Here is a 19941-nt window from a genome sequence, read left to right on the forward strand (position 1 = left end):
AATGGGGATTTTGTTACCGATTATTATTGCAGTTTTAGTATTATTAATGTTATTAATTGTGTTTGTTTCTAAATATCAGACAGCCAAACCTGATGAAGCGTTAATTATCAGCGGGAGCTATCTAGGCTCTAAAAATGTTCATGTAGACGAAGGTGGCAACAAAATTAAAATCGTTCGTGGCGGTGGTGCGTTTGTCTTACCAGTGTTCCAACGTTCAAATCGAATTAGTTTGCTTTCAAGTAAATTAGATGTTTCCACACCAGAAGTGTACACAGAACAAGGGGTTCCTGTGATGTGTGATGGGACATCAATCATTAAAATTGGTTCGTCAGTTGAAGAAATTGCGACAGCAGCGGAACAATTTTTAGGAAAAACAACGGAAGAATTAGAAAATGAAGCACGTGAAGTATTAGAAGGACATTTACGTTCGATTTTAGGTTCAATGACAGTGGAAGAAATTTACCAAAATCGTGATAAATTTAGCCAAAGTGTACAAGAAGTTGCCAGTGTTGACTTAGCTAAAATGGGCTTAGTTATTGTGTCGTTCACAATTAAAGAAGTTCGTGATAAAAATGGATACTTGGATTCATTAGGGAAACCAAGAATCGCTCAAGTTAAACGTGATGCAGATATTGCAGAAGCAGAAGCCTTGAAAGAAACTCGCATCAAAAAAGCGGAAGCAGAAAAAGAATCACAACAAGCGGAATTGCAACGTCAAACAGAAATTGCAGAAGCTTCAAAAGAAAAAGAATTGAAATTAGCGTTATACAAACAAGAACAAGACATTGCCAAAGCCAAAGCAGACCAAGCCTATAACTTGGAAAGCGCGCGTGCACAACAACACGTGGTGGAACAAGAAATGGAAGTCAAAGTCGTTGAACGTCAAAAACAAATTGAGTTAGAAGAAAAAGAAATTACGCGTCGTGAAAAACAATACGACTCAGAAGTGAAGAAAAAAGCAGATGCAGATCGTTATGCACGCGAACAAGAAGCTCTTGCTCAAAAGGCACGCGAAGTGGCAGAAGCCGAAGCAGAACGCTTCAAAGTTGAAGCATTAGCCGAAGCGGAAGCCAACAAAACGCGTTTAACAGGTCAAGCGCAAGCCGAAGCTATTTTAGCTCGTGGTGCAGCGGAAGCCGAAGCCAAACAAAAGATTGCTGATGCCTTCAAAGAATATGGTGAAGCAGCTGTGTTAAGTATGGTGATGGAAATGTTGCCACAATTAATGAAAGAAGCAGCACAACCATTGGGCAACATCGACAAGATTTCAGTGGTAGATACAGGCGCAGGTGGCGAAAATTCTGGCGCCAACCGTATTACAAATTATGCAACAAATTTGTTGGCTGGTACACAAGAAACACTAAAAGAAACAACGGGCCTCGACGTGAAAGAGCTAATTGAAAACTTTTCTAAAAAAGGTACCTCAAATAGCGTGAACTATCATGCAACAGAAGGTTCAGAAAAAGAATAGAAATCAGCCTTTAAGGAGTAGCGAATCGTATTTCGTTACTCCTTAATGCTGCATTGAAACGATAAACGAGCAATCTGACAGAGAAATAGCGAGTGCTTGTTTTGTTTCAAAGATTCTGATAACATAGAGTTCTTGGAGGGATAGAGATGTCAAAAAAGAATAAAGATATTGAAGTACGTGTTGAAGAAGAAAAAGCCCAATACAATGGAGCAAATGTTTTAATGAACAAATTATTTATTGGTAAAAAAGAAATCGGTCGTGTCATTCCGCAAAATGATAAAAAATTCATCATTGAAATTGATGGCAAGCAAGAAGGTACAGCAAAAAATCTGGACGAAGCCTTTGAAACAATTATTCGTCAATGGAATTTAAGTGAATAAAAAATAAATAACAATTTTTTTAAAAAAAGGGTTGCTTTTTTCTGGAAAAGATTGTATTATAACTAAGTCAGGTCGTTACAGCGACAATGACTTTTTGGAGGAATAGCGAAGTGGCTAAACGCGACGGACTGTAAATCCGTTCCTTAGGGTTCAGTGGTTCGAATCCACTTTCCTCCATTTTCTTTTTGGGGTATAGCCAAGCGGTAAGGCAACGGACTTTGACTCCGTCATGCGTTGGTTCGAATCCAGCTACCCCAGTTTTCAGAACATTTCTGGTAGAGAGATGTTCTTTTTTTGTATAATTATATAACAAAAATGAAGTAAGATTTTCCTCATGTACAGGCTAGAAAAGTTTTCATTTATATAAGAATATGCTAAAGTATTAAGAAAGAATAGTCTGGAGTTGATAAGAATGAACTTTAAAGAAAAAATTACAGAAATGGTTGAAAATGTTTACGATTTAGCACGCGATGGTAAGTATGATGTCAAAGTTGACTTAATTCCTCGTAAAAAAGGCAACATCAAAAGTGGTGTTAAAGTCACTTCTTCAAGAAATACAGCCCACAATATCAAATGGCGTTCAAAAAACTAATTCGTCTTTAACAGAAACACCGGAGCAGACAAAATTATTGTCTACTCCGGTGTTTTTATTTTTCTAATTCGATACCTAAGACAGTTAAATGCCCATTACCAACTAATTTGATAACTAATTGGGCTAAGTGGTTGGGTGTCATATCTGTTTCGCTAGTAATCCACCAATGAAGGGTACCGATGAAGATAGAGGTCATGTATTCAATAACAAAATCTATCGGTACATCAATATCATTTTCGGTAATACGCAACTGCGAAAAAATCGTCGCATATTTTTCTTCGATAATTTCAGCTAAGCGTTTTCGAAAGTGTTCGTTGAAATTATTGTCCATGATAGTTAAGAAGAAAGATTTGTTCTCTTGAATATTAATATAGAGTTGCGTCAGAAGTTCTTCAATGTGCTTCACGCGGACACGGTTGCCATTAACCAGTTGTTGCGAATCAAGAATAGCGGTAAAAGCACTAAGCGTAAAGGTGAAGATTGCATCATATAAATGCTGTTTGTCTTTAAAATGAGCATAAAAAGTCGCACGATTAATCATAGCTTCATCAGCAATATCCTGAATCGTCACCGCTTCGTAGCCTTTCGTTTCTACAAGTTTAAAAAAAGCTTCAATAATCATTTTTCTGGTTCGTTGTACTCTAAGGTCTGTTTTCTTTGCCATCATAAATTCCTTTCGAGATAGTCAACATTCGCGGAAACTTTGTTGTTTATCTCACAAAATAGGGTAAATTGCTTGTTGCAAATCATTTAGAACCTTTCTAAAATAGGTATATCTATTATAACAAACAGTTTGTATAATAATCAACAAACTGTTGAAAAATGAAGGGGTATTTTAATTGATGGTTATGAGAGCAGGGATTGATGTTGGGTCAACGACAGTAAAATTAGTATTTTTAAATAAGCAAAATCAGCCTATTTTTACAAAATATGAACGCCATTTTTCAGATGTCAAAGCAGCAACGGAACGCATTTTAAAAGAAGGGCTAGCAAGGATCGGTGCAGACCAACCTGTGACAATGAGCATAACTGGCTCTGGTGGTATGGGGCTGGCTGAGGTATTAGGGATTCCCTTTGTTCAAGAGGTTATCGCGTGTACACGAACTGTTGAAACAATAATACCAGAAACGGATGTTGCTATTGAACTTGGCGGAGAAGATGCAAAAATCACTTTTTTTGATGGTGCTTTAGAGCAACGAATGAATGGTAGTTGTGCAGGTGGGACAGGCGCCTTCATCGATCAAATGGCTGTTTTACTTAAAACGGATGCCAATGGAGTGAATGAATTGGCGAAGAATTATCAAACTATTTATCCGATTGCTTCCCGCTGTGGGGTTTTTGCCAAAACGGATGTTCAACCTTTAATCAATGAAGGAGCAGCGAAAGAAGATATCGCGGCGAGTATTTTTCAAGCGGTAGTTAATCAAACAATCGCCGGGTTAGCTGCTGGTCGAAAAATTAAAGGTAAAGTAGCATTTTTAGGGGGACCTTTATTTTTCATGTCAGAATTGAGAAAACGGTTTGTTGAAACCTTAGCAATTCAGACAGAAGATGTTATTTTTCCAGAACAACCGCAACTGTTTGTAGCAATGGGTGCAGCACTTTATTCAGAAGATGCAGCCGAATGTACATTGGAAGAATTAATTCAGCGCTTAGTGAACAGCCAGGCTACTGATTTACAGCCGAGCGACACGTTACCACCGTTATTTAACAGCGCAGAAGATTTGGCAGATTTTCGAGAAAGACATGCGCAAGCCCAAGCAACGGAGAAACCTTTATCTCAACATACTGGCGTGACCTTTTTAGGGATTGATGCAGGCTCCACAACGACAAAAGTCACATTGATTGATGAAGATGGTCATTTGTTGTTTTCTTTTTATGGTAATAACCAAGGGCAACCTTTAGAAACCACCATGACAGTACTGAAATCACTTTATCAACAACTGCCTGAAGAAGTTTTTATCGGAAAAGCGGCTGTTACAGGATATGGAGAACAGCTAATAAAAAATGCGTTAAAAGTCGATATTGGTGAAGTTGAAACGATGGCCCATTACAAAGCAGCCAACCATTTTCAGCCAGGTGTGGATTTTATTTTGGATATCGGAGGACAAGATATGAAAGCGATGACCATTAAAAATGGCGTGCTTTCCTCGATACAATTAAATGAAGCTTGTTCTTCTGGGTGCGGTTCCTTTATCGAAACCTTTGCGCAATCTTTAAAATATAATGTGAAGGATTTTGCTTTGGCGGCTTTAGAATCGCAAGCGCCTGTTGATTTAGGTTCTCGGTGTACTGTTTTTATGAACTCAAAAGTGAAACAGGTTCAAAAAGAAGGGGCCTCCGTCGGCGATATTTCTGCTGGACTATCTTATTCAGTCATCAAAAATGCCATTTATAAAGTCATTAAGGTTCGCCGACCTGAAGAGTTGGGAGAAAAGATTGTCTGCCAGGGAGGAACATTTTACAATGAAGCTGTCTTGAGAGCTTTTGAAAAAATTAGCGGTCGTGAAGTGGTTCGTCCTTCTATTGCTGGTTTGATGGGGGCCTATGGAGCAGCGCTGATTGCTTTGGACGCTTATGAAATTGGGGAAGAAACCACGCTTCTTTCTTTAGAAGAGTTAGCGGCATTTACCTCTGAAAAGGAATTTACTCATTGCGGCTTGTGTGAAAACAATTGTCAATTAACGGTCACAGTGTTTTCAGATGGGCGCCAATTTATTACGGGAAATCGCTGTGAACGTGGTGCACGAATTAAAATTAAACGAGAAGAACGCAAAGTAAATTTGGTTGATTATAAGTACCGCAAGTTATTTAAGTACCGACCTTTGCGGGAAAATAAAGCGTTTCGTGGGCGCTTGGGTATCCCTAGAGTCCTAAACATGTATGAAAATTATCCTTTGTGGCATACATTTTTTACTGACTTAGGCTTTCGGGTCGAATTATCGCCACGTTCTAATAAGCAAATCTATGAACAAGGCCTTGAAACGATTCCCAGTGATACGGTTTGTTACCCAGCGAAAATGGCGCATGGACATATTCAAGCATTAATTGATGCGCAAGTGCCAATTATCTTTTATCCTGGTGTTGTTTTTGAACAGCAAGAAACAGTGGAAGCAGATAATCATTTTAATTGTCCAATTGTGCAAAGCTACCCAGATGTTATTCGAAATAATGTGGATGCCATCAGAGAGGGCCAAGTGGATTATCGAAATCCCTATCTTAATTTAGCGAATGAAGCTGCAGTTGCCAAAGTTTTAGCTGAAAATTTTGCTGATTTAGGGATTTCCTTAGAAGAAATTCAAACAGCGCTGCATCATGGTTATCAAGAATTAGCAGCTTTTAAAAAAGAAATTCAAGAAAAAGGCGAAGAAACGTTAGCCATGTTAACTGAAAAAGGCCAGAGAGGGATTGTCTTATCGGGGCGACCGTATCACTTAGATCCAGAGATTAATCACGGCATTGCCGAAGTCATTACACAGGAAGGATTTCATGTCTTGACAGAAGACAGTATCTCGCATCTTGGAGACGTGCAGAATTTACGTGTGGTGAATCAATGGGTCTATCATTCTCGCTTATATGCGGCGGCTAAAGTAGTGGCTAAGACGAAAAATTTAGAACTTGTCCAACTGAATTCCTTTGGTTGCGGCTTAGATGCTGTGACAACCGATCAAGTAGAAGAAATCATGGATCGGTCTGGCAAAATTTATACAGTCCTCAAAATCGATGAAGGTGCGAATTTGGGCGCAATTCGTATTCGGTTGCGCTCCTTGAAAGCGGCTGTCAATGAGCGGGAGAAGCAACAGTTTGTTCCGCATATGCAAATGGAAGAGCCAGAGAAAATTGTGTTTACAAAACAAATGAAAAAAACACATACCTTACTGTTACCAATGCTTAGCCCGATTCATCAATCTGGATTAGTCGATGTAGCATTACAAGCTTCTGGCTATCATGTTGTCTGTTTGCCTGCGCAGGATAAAGAAGCCGTGAATGTCGGGTTAAAATATGTCAATAATGATGCGTGTTACCCAGCAATTATTTCTATCGGACAACTAGTCGAAGCTTTGGAAAGTGGTCAATATGATTTGGATAATGTCAGTGTCTTAATGACGCAAACAGGGGGCGGTTGTCGCGCAACGAATTACATTCCCTTATTACGAAAAGCCTTAAATGATGCTGGTTTTTCTCAAGTTCCTGTAGTTTCAGTTTCGATGGGCAATAAAGGGGTCGAATCCAATCCAGGATTTAAATTTACGTTGCCAATGATCAAACGCTTAGTGGTTGCCTTTTTATATGGTGACTTATTCGAACGAGTAGTTTATCGAACAAGACCTTATGAAACAGAAAAAGGAATGGTGGATCAACTGCACCAAGATTGGCTAAAAAGAGTGGAAGCCAATGTCCGGAATGGTTCGCTGACACAATTTAATCACTTCATGAAAAAAATTATTCGGACGTTTGATGAAATTCCTTTACAAGAGATAAAAAAACCAAAAGTCGGTGTGGTCGGGGAAATTTTAGTGAAATATTCGCCGACAGCGAATAATGATATTGTGCGTTTGCTAGAAGAAGAAGGTGCTGAAGCAGTTGTGCCAGATATTGTTGGCTTTATGAACTATTCTTTGTACAATCAAATTTGGAAATACGAAAATATGGGCATGTCAAAACAAAGCAAACGTTTAGCAGAATTTGCGATAAAAATCATTGAATTGGTAGAAAAACCAATGGATAAGGCATTGAGAAAATCGGTCCGTTTTGATGGTATTCATTCCATTTATGATATGGCAGCAGACGCAAGTAAAATTTTATCAATTGGCAATCATACGGGTGAAGGTTGGTTTTTAACAGCTGAAATGATTGAGCTCTTAAAACACGAGGTGAATAACATCGTTTGTATGCAGCCGTTTGGATGTTTACCAAACCATATTGTTGGAAAAGGGGTCGTGAAAGAGCTACGACGTCAATATCCGCAAGCAAACATTGCGGCGGTGGATTATGATCCAGGGGTATCTTTGGTTAATCAGTTGAACCGAATCCGTTTGATGATGGCCACAGCGAACAAGTTGTTGAAAGAAGAAAATGTAAAAAGATAATAACTAATAGAAATTCGTTTAAAAACATTTGACTTGGTCACTTTTTACTGACTAAGCCAAATGTTTTTGTTATAAAAAGAAAGCATGCAACTAGACCAACTTTGATAAAAATTCCAATTCCTCTTTTATTTATCATTTTTTGGTTGTTTACACGGTCTATACCAGTTATAATAGAAGAGGAGATGAACGAAGAGGAGGAAGCGTAAATGGTTCAAAATATACCAATTTATATTCAAATTCACGATAAAATCAAAGAAGATATTGAAAAAGGTGTCTGGAGTATCGGGGATCGTTTGCCCTCTGAGCGAGAATTAGCCTTGAAATTTGATGTTAGTCGAATGACCTTACGCCAAGCCATCCAGACTTTAGCAGACGAAGGGATTTTAGAACGAAAAATTGGTTCAGGAACGTATGTAGCACGTAAGAAAGTTCAAGAAACAATGACAGGTACCACTAGTTTTACAGAAATTACCTTGTCTCAAAATCGCGTTCCTTCTAGTCGGACGGTGTCTTATTTTGTAGCGAAACCTAGTTCTAGTGAGATGGAAAAATTACAACTAGGTCCAGAAGATTCAATTTTACGAATGGAAAGAATTCGTTTTGCGGATGACATTCCGATTTGTTTTGAGGTGGCGAGCATTCCTTATTCATTGGTCTCGCAATATGGCAAATCTGAAATCACGAACTCTTTTTATAAAACACTTGAAGCCAAATCTGGCCACAAAATTGGCCATTCTAACCAAACAATCTCTGCTGTTCAAGCATCGGAACAGATCGCAGAATATTTAGAGATTAAACGAGGCGATGCGATTCTGCGTGTGCGCCAAGTATCCTATTTTGAAAACGGACTACCTTTTGAATATGTTCGTACGCAGTATGCAGGAAGTCGATTTGAGTTTTATTTAGAGAAGTAGAGAAAAAGAATGAATAAAAGATAGGAAAACTTATCACATTGATAAGTTTTCCTATCTTTTAATTTTTTTTGCTAAAGAAATAAATTGTTTTTTTAATAAAATGCATATTTACTTATTAATTTATCTGACGTTAAAAAATAACGATTTAATGGAATTTATTTATTTTTTTAAATTTTATTTAAATATTTTTTAAATAATTTTTATTTATCAGTTATTTTTGTTTTTATTTTGATAAATATTGATTTGGATGGTTTTTAATGTTGTTTTTAAGAGTTTTTATTTGTTTATTTTATTGTTATAATTATTTTTATGCGAATACGTATATTTTTAAATAGTTATTGACTATATTTTTTATATATAGTTATAATATTTGTAACAGATAATAAAACTATAAAAAATGTGGAGGGATTACTTATGGCAGGATCAATTGCTGTAACACCAGAACAACTGAAATCACAAGCGAAAGTATATTCGCAAGCATCGTCTCAAATTCAAGATGCAATTCGTAAAGTGAATTCAATGAACCAACAAATTTCACAACAATGGAAAGGGCAAGCATTTCAAGCGTATCTGGAACAGTACAATCAATTGGAAGGTAATGTCAAACAGATGGAAGAATTATTGATTAGTATTAATCAACAATTAAACAAATATGCAGACACTGTCGCAGAACGTGACCGTCAAGATGCAGGATCATTTGGCTTTTAATTGATCAAAGATTGAAGCGCTAGCGCAATGAATTGCACTAGCGCTTTTTCTAAAGGAGAGAAGATAATGGAAGGGAAAATAAAAAAAGGTATCCCTTTTGCCTTAGCAATTGGAGCAACTTTCTTGTTATTACTTTTTTTCATTCATTTAGGGTTTAAAGATGAGAACGTGACTCGAAGTAGCAAAGATCAGACAACAAAGATGCAGTACGCATTAGTTAATGAAGATAAAGGCGCAAGTTTTGAAGGAAAACGTTATGCATTAGGTTCTGATTTTGTCACATTAATTAACAAAGATACAGCTAATCGATGGGAAACAACGACTCGGAATATCGCAACATCTGGGGTTGAAAATGGACAATTCGATGCCCAAATTATTATTCCGCAAGATTTTTCGGAGAAATTATTGTCACTACAAGCTGTTAGTCCAGAGCAGGCTTCTGTTGAATACCAAGTGCGAGACGGACAAAATGAATTGACCAATCAAGCAATTCAAGACAAAGTAAATACTATTTTGAAAGATTTTAACCAACGCGTAATTCAGATGTATTTTTCCAGTATTGTTGGAAATTTAGTTATCGCACAACAAAACGTTAACCAAATCACTGATACGCAGTTGCTGTATCAAAATCAATTAGAAGAAACAATTCAGCAACCATTTAAAGAAATTCCCATGAATTATACGACAGTATTAAGTACGGCTAGTATTTTAGATGAGGACAATAAATTATTTACAACCGAGCAAGAAGCGTTTGTAAAATCAGTACAAACCTTATTAGAAAGCAACAATCGGAGCTTAGAATCAACTATTAAGACAACGGAAGATACGAAAAAATCAGTGGGCGAGTATTCGAAAGAAGCAAATGAAAAAATAAAAAAATCAATTGCACAATTTAATGAACAGTTTGAGAGACAAAAACAAGAATTGACTAATCAATGGGAAAGTGACACGACAGTATACAAACAACAATTCGATCAACTAAATGGAATGGTAATCAATCAGTTTAGCTCCTTCTACACACCAAGTGAACAAGGAAGCTCAGGGATTTATGCTGACTTTTTATCAGAATCTAAATTATTTCAAGAAACACAAAGCAATCGCATTGGCGAACTACAAAAAGAAATCGCAGAACTACATATGCAAGTAGAACAATTAACTGCGTTAAAAAAGCAAATTGCGGCTACATATTATAATGATCTTGAAGCAACACCTGAGATAGCAACAGACACTCAAATTAAGCAAGCGATTATTCAGTTAATTACGAACGAAAAAGAAAATATACCTAACTTAGATAAAAATTATCAGGAAAGATTGGAAGAATCACTAAGTGAAATTTCTTTTGTAAGTTTAGAAAGACTCGTTAGTGAATTAGAAATGAATAATAGGATTTCAGTTGAACAAGGCAATCTTTTCCGTGATGAGTTACAAATTATTCAGCGATATGCAGAACAACATGAACTTGATTTCACCAATTCAAGCCGCTTTATGTATTTGGAACCTAAACAACTTCATGAAGATACTATAGCGATTCCACAAGAAAAAGTAACTTTTTCACTAGCGACAAATCAAGAGTCGGTTATTTCATTACGACAAACCAATACACAAAATGGCGAATTGTCATTTCTTTTAGATGATTCAAAAGTTCAAACAATTAAAACATCTTTGAATCAGCAGTTAGCAGGTACAGGTTACAGCATTGATATTTCAGCAATTACCCCAACACAGCTAACAATTACCAAACCAGTCAAAATACAAGCTGAGATTCCTGAGAATGATGAAGTGGACGAAGAAAATACGCAAGAAGAGTTGGCAGAAGAATCCGAAGATGAATCTGAAAAAGTAACTGAGCCAGTAAATGATTTGCTCTCACTTCCAGAAAAACTTTCCTTAACGATTGACTTACCAATGGCTTGGCAACTGACACCAGAACAACAAAAAACAGCATTTAATCAGATTGATTATTCTTGGTGGGTAAATAATGAGCTTCAAAATGCACGTTCGTTCGCTGTGTATATTGCAATGGACCAACCATTAGTAACCGATATTCCTGAAATCATGAAGCAATTTCAACTTTTAGATACTGTATCACAACAAATTGTGACTTTATATGGTACGCCTAATCAAAGTCTATCTATTCAAGAGTATGCAGCAATGTTAACCGCTCCTGAAAATCAGGATAAAACAATTGAAGAGTTAGCAGGTGAGACATCCATTTACTGGATGTACGACAATATCACTGAAAACGAGCAAACCATGATGATTACAGATAAATTATTAGACGAATATAAAAAAACAGGAAATCAATTATATCGAGAAACAGATGAACAAATTAATCAATTAAAACAATTAATTGGTACTGAGACAGATCAAAATACAGACGGACGACCTACAACACTTTACGGAACATTAAATTTAATGACGGTCCCTGAAAAATTATTACGAGAAGCGGAGAAATTAAATACATGGTTTGATGAAGCAACAAAACAAGTCAATGCGACATATGCTACTTGGCAAGAAGCTGGAAAAGTGGGAGCTACTTCTGTAATTGATGAAAGAAATCCACATCCAGAAGAAAATCAAACCACCACTTTAGATGTAGAAACAGAAAATTTAGTTAAAATGATGCAAACGTTAATGCAAACAACTAAAGAAACTAGTCTAATAACAGCTGATTCAGCAGCCAAAGTCAAAGATGTTGCCCCGACTATCAAAGAATTGAAAGCCTCAACAACCAAAGTTCAAGATCATGCGCAAAATATCTTAGCAAACTTAAATGATTCAATTGATGAGTCAAAGAAAACAACCAAAGAAAATGAAGAGTATGCCAAAACATTTGAAAAAGTATTGGCTAATACAAGAGACGGCGGTGCTGATAATCCACGGGTATTTAGTTTCCTTGCGAGCCCAATTCAAGGAGAAGGGATCTTTGGCGAAACACGACAAGTCTCTTTAATTCCCTATTACGCTACCTTGATTGTTAGTATTTTAACATTCGTTATTGCGCTAACTTTCCAAGGCTTTATGAAGAAAAGAACAGTTACTGTAGCGGATGCGTTGGTTGAACCAACCAGAGTTTGGCAAAATATACCAAATCTGTTATTACTCTTGATTACGGTTATTTTGTTTGGGAGTGTCTTTTCACTTCTACTGGTGTTCAATGTATCTCAAATAAATCGATTCGCTTGGTTTAGCTATAGTTTCTTAGTATTTGCTAGCGGTTCACTTTTGGTTTGTGCTTGTTTACGCCAATTTAAAAAACTTACTTTATATGTTTATGGAGCTATGCTGGGGTTATTTTTCATGTTGACACCTTTATTAGGCATTGCAACAAAGGTAGGCTCATTAAGCAATTGGCTCTATCGTTTATCGCCGCTTCAAAATATCCAAAATGGCTTTACTGCTTTAGTAAATGGGATACAAATTAGTTGGGTTAGTTACCTTATTTTAATCGTTTTACTTGTTTTAGGTGTTGTCCTTAACTTGTTTGTACGACCGGAGGAATAGCCATGAGAAAATTAATAAAAATAGTGATTGTTTTAAGTGTTAATATGCTCTATTTGTCATTGTCATCAACAAAAACAAAAGCAGAAGAAGTAGGCGCTTTAAAAATAAATAATCAAGTGATCTACCAAGACAATCAGCAGAAAAAAAACGTAGAAGTGAATTTCATTATTCCAGATTTGTTTTTGCCGATAAAAGCAGAGAGAGAAAAAGAAGTCAATCAAAGTAAAGCGAGGGTTGTCAACGAAGCAAAAAATGATGTATTTAGGACAGAACAGAATGCAAAAACATTAGCAGTTGATAAAAAGGTAAGGCCTTTTCTGTTCAAAGAGACGGCAACGGTCACTTCTCCTGAAAGTGTTGAATCTCTTGAGGTTCACCGAGAAATATCCATAAACTTTTGGTTGTACAGTGGTATTTTTTTAGGAAGTATAGTTATTTTATTCGTTGGTGTTTTTCTAGGAAACCGTTTTTCATATCATCGTGCACAAAGCGGAAATTAAGGAGTGAAAGAAACATGAACAAAAGAACATCGATTGGTATCGGCTTACATGTGTCGAATCAAATTATTGATTTGCAAATCCCTAATCAGGTATCAGTTGCACGTTTAAAAGAATTGTTACTCGAATCGTTTGAGCTGTTGCCAAACCGTTTGCCAGCATCATTTGAATTGGTTGTTTTGAATAAACCAATTCATTTAGCTGATAATCAATTAATTGCAGATTATCCATTAGGGAATGGCGACCAACTAGTAGTAAAAGAAATTATAAAGGAGACACATGGATGAGCGAGTTAAAGGATATTTCAGAGACAATCACGTTAGAAGCAACAAAAGAATATGTTCAAGTGACATTATAAGCAAATCAATATCAGTTAGAAAGACTAGAACAGTTTCAACAATTTTTAAAATCAAGTCGTGGATTTTTATCGGGAAAAATAATACAAGCAACGGAAGAAGCGTTAGTGATTCAATACCATAAGGATCAATATATGCAATCCATTTTACAAGCGATAAAAAAAATGGATCAATATGAGCGATTATTGTTAGCGCAAAGAGTTCATTATTTGGTTGATTTCTTAGGTACGCCGGTCCAACCCTTTATTCATCCAGAAAACATCTATATCTTGGGAGAAGAATTATTAATTGCTCATCGTGGTTTTATGCAGGTCATTGTGCCTTATTCAGCAGATGAAAGAGAATTTTTTAAACAATATCGAGCGCTGATTTTAGCAATCTTACATCCAAAGTATGAGTATGAACAATTAATTCAAGGGAATGGCACCCTGAAAGATACGCTATCTAAACAATTACAAGAGGCGAAAACAATCAATGAAATTGAGCAAATCATTGGTGAACAAGTCATTCGTCAAAAAGCCAAGCGTGAAGCAGAAACCAAATTAGTGAGTAAAAAAAGTTATTTAACCTTTAAATGGGCCAGCTTAGTGTTATTGGCTTTAACGCTACTTTTTGCAACTACAACAGGGATTTATGTCTTAAAAAAATTACCAGCCCAAGAGCGAGTAAGTTTGGCAGAAGCGCAGTATATTTCTAATGACTATGCAAGTGTTACGAAAACATTAAAAGAAGATACACCAGAAGAATTACCGATAGGAGCTAAGTATGTTGCTGCTGTTAGTTCTGTCCAACTAGATAATTTATCAAATGAACAAAAAACAGCAATTTTAAATAATTTATCTCAAAAATCTAGTGAAAATACCTTACTTTATTGGATTTATATTGGCAAAGGAGACTTTGAAAAATCATTAGATATTGCCCAAAATTTAGGCGATAACCAATATATATTACATGCCTATACAAAATTATATGATGCAACCAAAGCCAATAACAAAATGAACGGCGAGAAAAAACAAGCATTGTTAACAAAATATGAAGAAGCAATTGATAAATACATGAAAATCTTGGGAGGAAAAACGGATGACAACGAAAATCAGTAAAAAATTGGTCTCTGTGAATGATCAAATTCATACATCTAGCATGACTTATTTTGACATTTTTTATTTTGGTCCCCAACTTCTTCACCGTCAAATTACGGCTAAAAACCCAAGTGTTTCAATCAATCAACAATTATTTTTTTACGAAAATGAAGAATTATTCTGTAATGGTGAAACCTTTGATTCTGCTGAAAATTTTTCTGTTTTTCCCCACGAAGAATTGATTACTGTCACCACCAATAAACCGCAGAAAGATTTTTTAATTGCCTCTGCCAAAAATGCTGCGATTTCATTAGAAACAGATGCCATCATCAATATTACACTAACATCAGAAACTGGGGAATATACAGCAACGATTTATCCCGGAGAAGATACGATTTACTACAATCATTATTTAGTTGAAAAAGGAAGCTATGCTTTTGCAGTCGGTGATCAATTAGTTGTCAATGGCTTAATCATTGAAGTTCGGGAAAAACAATTAAAGTTAACAAGTCTAGGAGCTACATATTCCCTGAATCCTTGGCAAATTGTAGAAGAGGAGGCTATTCCAGAATATCCTGTGGATTTCCCGTCATTTCGACGAAGCCCACGGATTCACTTGAAGGAGCCAAAAAAACAAATAGAAATTGCTGCCCCAAAAGCCAAGCAAACAGAAGGGAAAAATGAACTGTTACGGACGATTGTCCCACCTTTAGGAATGGTCGTTTTGAGTGGCGCAACAAGCTTTTTAAGTGGGGGCAATCCAATTATGATGCTTAGTATGGGCGGAGCGAGTTTATTGACGGCTGGTTTTTCAGTCTCTAGTTATTTCACCAATAAAAAAGAAACAAAGCAAAAGAATATCGAACGGACAAATAGCTACGAACAATATTTAATACAAGAGAAAGCTCATTTAAGTATACTGCAACAAGAACAAAAAGAGGCCTTGGAATATATGAATCCTGCCATGAACGAATTAGCCTTAATGACAAAAGAGTATCATGCGCGAATATATGAACGCATGATGACTAATGAAGATTTTTTGACAGTTCGCTTAGGGGTTGGTGAAATTTCTTCAAGTTTTACGACAAATTATCAGTCAACGGAAGATGATTCACTAAGTCAAGAAGCTGAAGAACAATTAGTATGGCCATATAAACAATTAGAAAAGGCGCCGATTGTTGTACCACTAATGGGACAAACCTTAGGATTGGCGGGAACACCTGCTGTTTTAAGGACAGCCATTCAAACGTTGTTATTTCAAGTGTCTGTTTTACATTCCTATCGTGACGTAGAGTTTGTTACTTTAGTACCAGAGGAAGATTATCAGAAAGATTGGCATTCTTGGCGTTGGTTGCCACACGTCAAAATCCGCAGTCTGAATTTGCGTGGGATTGTTCACGATCCTCAAACAAGGGATATGGTTTTAAATTCTTTCTATCAAATGATTACGAAACGTCGTCAACAAGTGCGCGAAGCCGGTAATGAAAAAGTTCACTTTCAACCACAGTATATTCTGTCGATTTTAGAGGAAAGCTGGTTGTCAGGGCATGGCTTAAATGAATTTTTAGCCGAAGATATGAGTCAATATGGTGTGACAGTTATTTGGGGAAAAGATGCTTTAAATATGTTACCAGAAACGACAACTACACTGATTGAGTATCAAAGTAGTGAAGCGGCGACTTTAATTAATCAAAATAATAAATATGTGAACCAAAACTTCGTTCCTAATCATTTACCGACTGCTTACCCGCTTGCTTATGCGATTCAGCGCTTGGCGAATTTGCAGCATGTGGAAGTGGAGAAAAATGCTATTCCTGAAGCAATTGACTTTTTAGAATTATATGATGTAAAGGAAATAAAGGATTTAAATGTAACAGACCGTTGGCAAAGAGCCGATACTTCTAAGTCTTTAGCAGTTCCTCTTGGCGTTCGTGGCAAAGATGACATTGTTTACTTGAACTTACATGAACGTGCCCATGGACCGCATGGACTTGTCGCAGGAACGACTGGCTCTGGTAAGTCTGAAATCGTTCAAAGTTATATGTTGTCATTAGCTGTTAATTTTGCTCCAGAAGATGTAGGTTTTTTACCTATTGATTTTAAAGGAGGCGGAATGGCTAACTTATTTGCAAAATTACCTCATTTGTTGGGTTCGATTACTAACTTAGATGGAGCTAGTTCAGCTAGAGCATTACAAAGTATTCGTGCAGAACTACAAAAACGGCAACGAAAATTTGGAGAATACGGGGTTAACCACATCAATGGTTATACGAAATTATATAAACAAGGAAAAGAAATTACTGACCCAGAAGAAAAGAAAAACTATCCAAGTGAGCCCTTACCCCATTTATTTTTAATCAGTGATGAATTTGCTGAATTAAAAGCCAATGAACCAGATTTTATGGCAGAACTTGTCTCTACTGCACGGATTGGTCGTTCGTTAGGTGTACATTTAATTTTAGCGACACAAAAACCAAGCGGCGTAGTGGATGACCAAATCTGGTCAAACTCACGGTTTAAGCTGGCATTAAAAGTTGCTGACGCCAATGATTCCAATGAGATTATTAAAACCCCAGATGCTGCTAGTATTACTCAACCGGGTCGTGCTTATTTGCAAGTAGGGAATAATGAAATTTACGAATTATTCCAATCTGCTTGGAGTGGTGCTAACTATGATCCATTCGCTACCAAGGAAGAAAAAGTGGATGAAAGGATTTGGTCAATTAATCAATTAGGACAATACGAATTATTAACTGCCGACCTTTCCGAAGAAGAAGAGGTTTCTATTAAAACGGAGGAAGAGTTAACACAATTAGATGCAATTGTTGAAGAAATTGCCAAGCATGCGGAAGAAAGTCAAGCAACTTTACCAGAGAAACCTTGGTTACCTCCATTAGCAACAGAAATTGTTTCACCACTTTTTAAAACGCAATGGCAAGAACAACGAGAACTTTCTGTTCCTTTTGGTTTTATGGATATTCCAGCAAAACAAGAACAAGTCAATTTCAATTTCGATTTGCACGAATTAAATCATACTGCCTTATATGGTTCACCGGGGTTCGGTAAATCAACAGCTTTGCAAACCCTAGTAATGAACTTTGCTCGTAAAAATACACCAGAACAAGTTCAATTTAATTTGTTTGATTTTGGTACAAATGGGTTGTTACCGTTGAAAAAATTACCACACGTTGCTGATTTAGTCCGTTTGGAAGAAGAGGAAAAATTGGTTAAATTCTTAAAACGAATTCGTAAAGAAATTCAAGAGCGTAAAGATGCCTTTACTGAATACGGTGTTGCTAGTTTAAATCAATACGAAGAAAAATCAGGACAGAAATTACCAGTGATTGTTACGATTGTAGATGGGTTTGATGCAGTCAAAGAAAGCCCATTAGAAGATCCAATTGAATCTGTTTTAAATCAATTGCTACGAGAAGGAGCAAGTGTTGGCTTGTATACCATTATTACGGTCTTAAGAACAAATAGCTTTAAAATGAGTATGACAAGTAGTATCCCAACACATATCGGTTTGTATTTAGTAGAAGAAGATGCGATTCGTGATGTTGTTGGACGAGAAGCTTTGATTCCACAAGAAATTATGGGACGTGCACAAGTGAAATTGGAACAGCCGCAAGAAATTCAAATCTATCTACCAACAGAAGGGGAAAATGATATCGCTCGTTTAAACCGTTTAGAACAAGAAATTGAAAAGATGAGCCAAAAATGGGGCGGTGAACGACCGCTACCAATCCCAATGTTACCGAAAACAATCGCTATGGCGAATCTATACAATCATCCACACGCTCAACAAATGCTGGAAAATATGGAGTTCCCTATTGCCTTTGATAAAGAAACGACTAACATAGTGGGCTTCAAACCAACGGAACACGGTTATTTTGTGATTGGGGATGATACACCACAACAAAATGAATCTGTTGAAAAAGTGATTATCGAAGACATGAAGCATTTTAGAGGGCGTGCCGAACGGATTATCTTTAACCATAGTGACCGTTTTGGCGGTTATGCAGATAGCTTTGATACGGTGATTGCAGGAACTGAATATGGAAGCTTTGTCAATGAATTATTACAGGAAATTGAACAACGACAAATGATTAGTGAGTATGAACCGATGTTGATTTATATTCCCGAAGCACAACAATTTGTTGAAAAATCCTTTATTAGTGCTGAAAACCTAAATATCCTACTGAAAAAAGGTAGCCAAGTCGCGATGTATTTTATTTTCCAAACCAATCAAAAATTATTGGAAAACAGTTTTAATGATGCCGACAAATTATTACGTGCTAATATCCCAGCGGGTATGGTTGGTACCAGACTCGCAGACCAAAGCTTTGTTAAAACGAAAAGTGATTATAATGAATCTGCCGTGGAATTGGATGAATCTCATTTCTTTGAAGGTCGAACAGCAATGCGGGTGAAGTTAGTAAGTGAATAAAAAGGAGTGGAATTATGAATAATGAATTGTCAAAATTAATTGATATGAAAAAGAGCGAAGAAGAAATTGAAACAAATCATTTTATTATCAAAGATAACATTTTAAGATTTGATCATCTAACTTTACAATTAAGTAACATTTCCAGAATATATGCTGGAACTAAGCGGATGAGAATTCCTGTGATGGCGATAAGCATTTTTGTTTTAGCTTTTGGAACTATTCGGTTTGAAGGATTACGTTGGATTAGTTTAATTATTATGGGATTGACAGGATTGTGTATCTATATGGTTTATCAAAGACATCAAAGTAATAAAGAATATTTAATCTTTCAACTAAATTCTGGAGATAATTACTCCCTTTATTTTCAAGATGCTGAATTTTTAAACAAAGTCCGTAATGCAGTTGAAGCAGCATTCAATCACAAAAATATGTATTCAGAAATCAATATTGCGGAACAAAAAATTATTCAAGGAAATCACCATGTAATTCATGGCAACCAGGCCAACTTAAACACAGGGATTCAACAAGGCAATACAATACATTCGAATAATCATGAAGAACATTCGTCAACTACTGTTGGGGATATCACAGATAGTACTATTCATCATTCGATATTTGGCAACCAGAATCATCAAAAAAATGAACAACCTGTTTATGATTGGCCGGTACTTGAAGCTAATTTTAAAGCAGTCATCACTTCATTGAAAAATGAAGACGAAACAAAACAAGTCAACAGGCAAGCGCTAAAAGCTGTTGAAAAAAAAGACGCAAAACAATTTGAGACAATCATTAAAATGAATCGGAAAATTTTTACGTCCAATCTATTTTTTAAATACTGCTAGTGGTGTATTGGCTCAAGTGATTTCAACGATTTTAGGGATTCGGTAAAGGAGGAACCTC

The 19941-nt window shown here is 36.4% G+C and carries 12 protein-coding genes, 2 tRNA genes and 1 pseudogene; 14 read left to right on the forward strand and 1 reads right to left on the reverse strand.

Features of this window, described 5'->3' with window-relative positions:
• Position 1 precedes the first annotated feature (1 nt).
• The 5 genes from IGJ37_RS05450 (at position 2) to IGJ37_RS05470 (ending at position 2443) form a co-directional block, all read left to right on the forward strand.
• Entirely contained in the window at positions 2-1471 is a 1470-nt protein-coding gene (locus IGJ37_RS05450; protein ID WP_002357808.1) for a flotillin family protein, read from the forward strand.
• A 146-nt stretch (positions 1472-1617) separates the two neighbouring features.
• On the forward strand, positions 1618-1851 hold the full coding sequence (locus IGJ37_RS05455; protein ID WP_002357806.1) for a DUF2969 domain-containing protein: 234 nt from the start codon (positions 1618-1620) through the stop codon (positions 1849-1851).
• 96 nt (positions 1852-1947) lie between these two features.
• Positions 1948-2028 (forward strand) — tRNA-Tyr (locus tag IGJ37_RS05460).
• A gap of 9 nt (positions 2029-2037) precedes the next feature.
• Positions 2038-2109, forward strand: a tRNA-Gln gene (locus IGJ37_RS05465).
• Between the two features lie 154 nt (positions 2110-2263).
• On the forward strand, positions 2264-2443 hold the full coding sequence (locus IGJ37_RS05470) for a hypothetical protein (protein ID WP_002357804.1): 180 nt from the start codon (positions 2264-2266) through the stop codon (positions 2441-2443).
• Between the two features lie 55 nt (positions 2444-2498).
• On the opposite strand, the gene IGJ37_RS05475 is transcribed toward IGJ37_RS05470, so the two are convergent.
• Positions 2499-3110, reverse strand: a complete 612-nt coding sequence (locus tag IGJ37_RS05475; protein ID WP_002357803.1) for a TetR/AcrR family transcriptional regulator — start codon at positions 3108-3110, stop codon at positions 2499-2501.
• Between the two features lie 175 nt (positions 3111-3285).
• On the opposite strand from IGJ37_RS05475, the gene IGJ37_RS05480 reads away from it, so the two are divergent.
• From IGJ37_RS05480 to IGJ37_RS05520, 9 genes and pseudogenes are all read left to right on the forward strand, one after another.
• Positions 3286-7533 (forward strand): 2-hydroxyacyl-CoA dehydratase, encoded by a 4248-nt coding sequence (locus IGJ37_RS05480; RefSeq protein ID WP_002385954.1) that lies wholly within the window; start codon positions 3286-3288, stop codon positions 7531-7533.
• 206 nt (positions 7534-7739) lie between these two features.
• Positions 7740-8447, forward strand: a complete 708-nt coding sequence (locus tag IGJ37_RS05485) for a GntR family transcriptional regulator (RefSeq protein ID WP_002357800.1) — start codon at positions 7740-7742, stop codon at positions 8445-8447.
• 414 nt (positions 8448-8861) lie between these two features.
• On the forward strand, positions 8862-9155 hold the full coding sequence (locus IGJ37_RS05490; RefSeq protein ID WP_002357798.1) for a WXG100 family type VII secretion target: 294 nt from the start codon (positions 8862-8864) through the stop codon (positions 9153-9155).
• A gap of 27 nt (positions 9156-9182) precedes the next feature.
• A complete protein-coding gene (gene esaA / locus IGJ37_RS05495; protein WP_325814768.1) occupies positions 9183-12659 on the forward strand; it encodes a type VII secretion protein EsaA in 3477 nt (1158 codons plus the stop codon).
• Between the two features lie 2 nt (positions 12660-12661).
• Positions 12662-13159, forward strand: a complete 498-nt coding sequence (locus tag IGJ37_RS05500; protein ID WP_096397710.1) for a hypothetical protein — start codon at positions 12662-12664, stop codon at positions 13157-13159.
• A gap of 14 nt (positions 13160-13173) precedes the next feature.
• A complete protein-coding gene (locus IGJ37_RS05505; protein ID WP_010712367.1) occupies positions 13174-13443 on the forward strand; it encodes an EsaB/YukD family protein in 270 nt (89 codons plus the stop codon).
• Positions 13440-14612 (forward strand): annotated as a pseudogene (essB, locus tag IGJ37_RS05510) (type VII secretion protein EssB). The gene IGJ37_RS05505 and the pseudogene essB overlap by 4 nt, the downstream one beginning before the upstream one ends.
• Positions 14593-19041 carry a type VII secretion protein EssC gene (essC, locus tag IGJ37_RS05515; RefSeq protein ID WP_325814769.1) on the forward strand — a complete coding sequence of 1483 codons (4449 nt, stop codon included), beginning with the start codon at positions 14593-14595 and terminating at the stop codon, positions 19039-19041. Before essB ends, essC begins: the two are co-directional and overlap by 20 nt.
• A 14-nt stretch (positions 19042-19055) precedes the next feature.
• Positions 19056-19883, forward strand: coding sequence for a DUF6232 family protein (locus IGJ37_RS05520; RefSeq protein WP_225589822.1), 828 nt, complete (start codon positions 19056-19058; stop codon positions 19881-19883).
• Positions 19884-19941: the final 58 nt, after the last annotated feature.

Origin of the sequence: Enterococcus sp. AZ104 (assembly GCF_050546705.1) — a bacterium.
Taxonomy (GTDB): domain Bacteria; phylum Bacillota; class Bacilli; order Lactobacillales; family Enterococcaceae; genus Enterococcus; species Enterococcus faecalis.

Bases quoted from the DNA above. Each gene is read 5' to 3' on its own strand.
- IGJ37_RS05450 (WP_002357808.1), top strand. From the start codon at position 2: ATGGGGATTTTGTTACCGATTATTATTGCAGTTTTAGTATTATTAATG.
- IGJ37_RS05455 (WP_002357806.1), top strand. From the start codon at position 1,618: ATGTCAAAAAAGAATAAAGATATTGAAGTACGTGTTGAAGAAGAAAAA.
- IGJ37_RS05470 (WP_002357804.1), top strand. From the start codon at position 2,264: ATGAACTTTAAAGAAAAAATTACAGAAATGGTTGAAAATGTTTACGAT.
- IGJ37_RS05475 (WP_002357803.1), bottom strand. From the start codon at position 3,110: ATGATGGCAAAGAAAACAGACCTTAGAGTACAACGAACCAGAAAAATG.
- IGJ37_RS05480 (WP_002385954.1), top strand. From the start codon at position 3,286: ATGGTTATGAGAGCAGGGATTGATGTTGGGTCAACGACAGTAAAATTA.
- IGJ37_RS05485 (WP_002357800.1), top strand. From the start codon at position 7,740: ATGGTTCAAAATATACCAATTTATATTCAAATTCACGATAAAATCAAA.
- IGJ37_RS05490 (WP_002357798.1), top strand. From the start codon at position 8,862: ATGGCAGGATCAATTGCTGTAACACCAGAACAACTGAAATCACAAGCG.
- esaA (WP_325814768.1), top strand. From the start codon at position 9,183: ATGAATTGCACTAGCGCTTTTTCTAAAGGAGAGAAGATAATGGAAGGG.
- IGJ37_RS05500 (WP_096397710.1), top strand. From the start codon at position 12,662: ATGAGAAAATTAATAAAAATAGTGATTGTTTTAAGTGTTAATATGCTC.
- IGJ37_RS05505 (WP_010712367.1), top strand. From the start codon at position 13,174: ATGAACAAAAGAACATCGATTGGTATCGGCTTACATGTGTCGAATCAA.
- essC (WP_325814769.1), top strand. From the start codon at position 14,593: ATGACAACGAAAATCAGTAAAAAATTGGTCTCTGTGAATGATCAAATT.
- IGJ37_RS05520 (WP_225589822.1), top strand. From the start codon at position 19,056: ATGAATAATGAATTGTCAAAATTAATTGATATGAAAAAGAGCGAAGAA.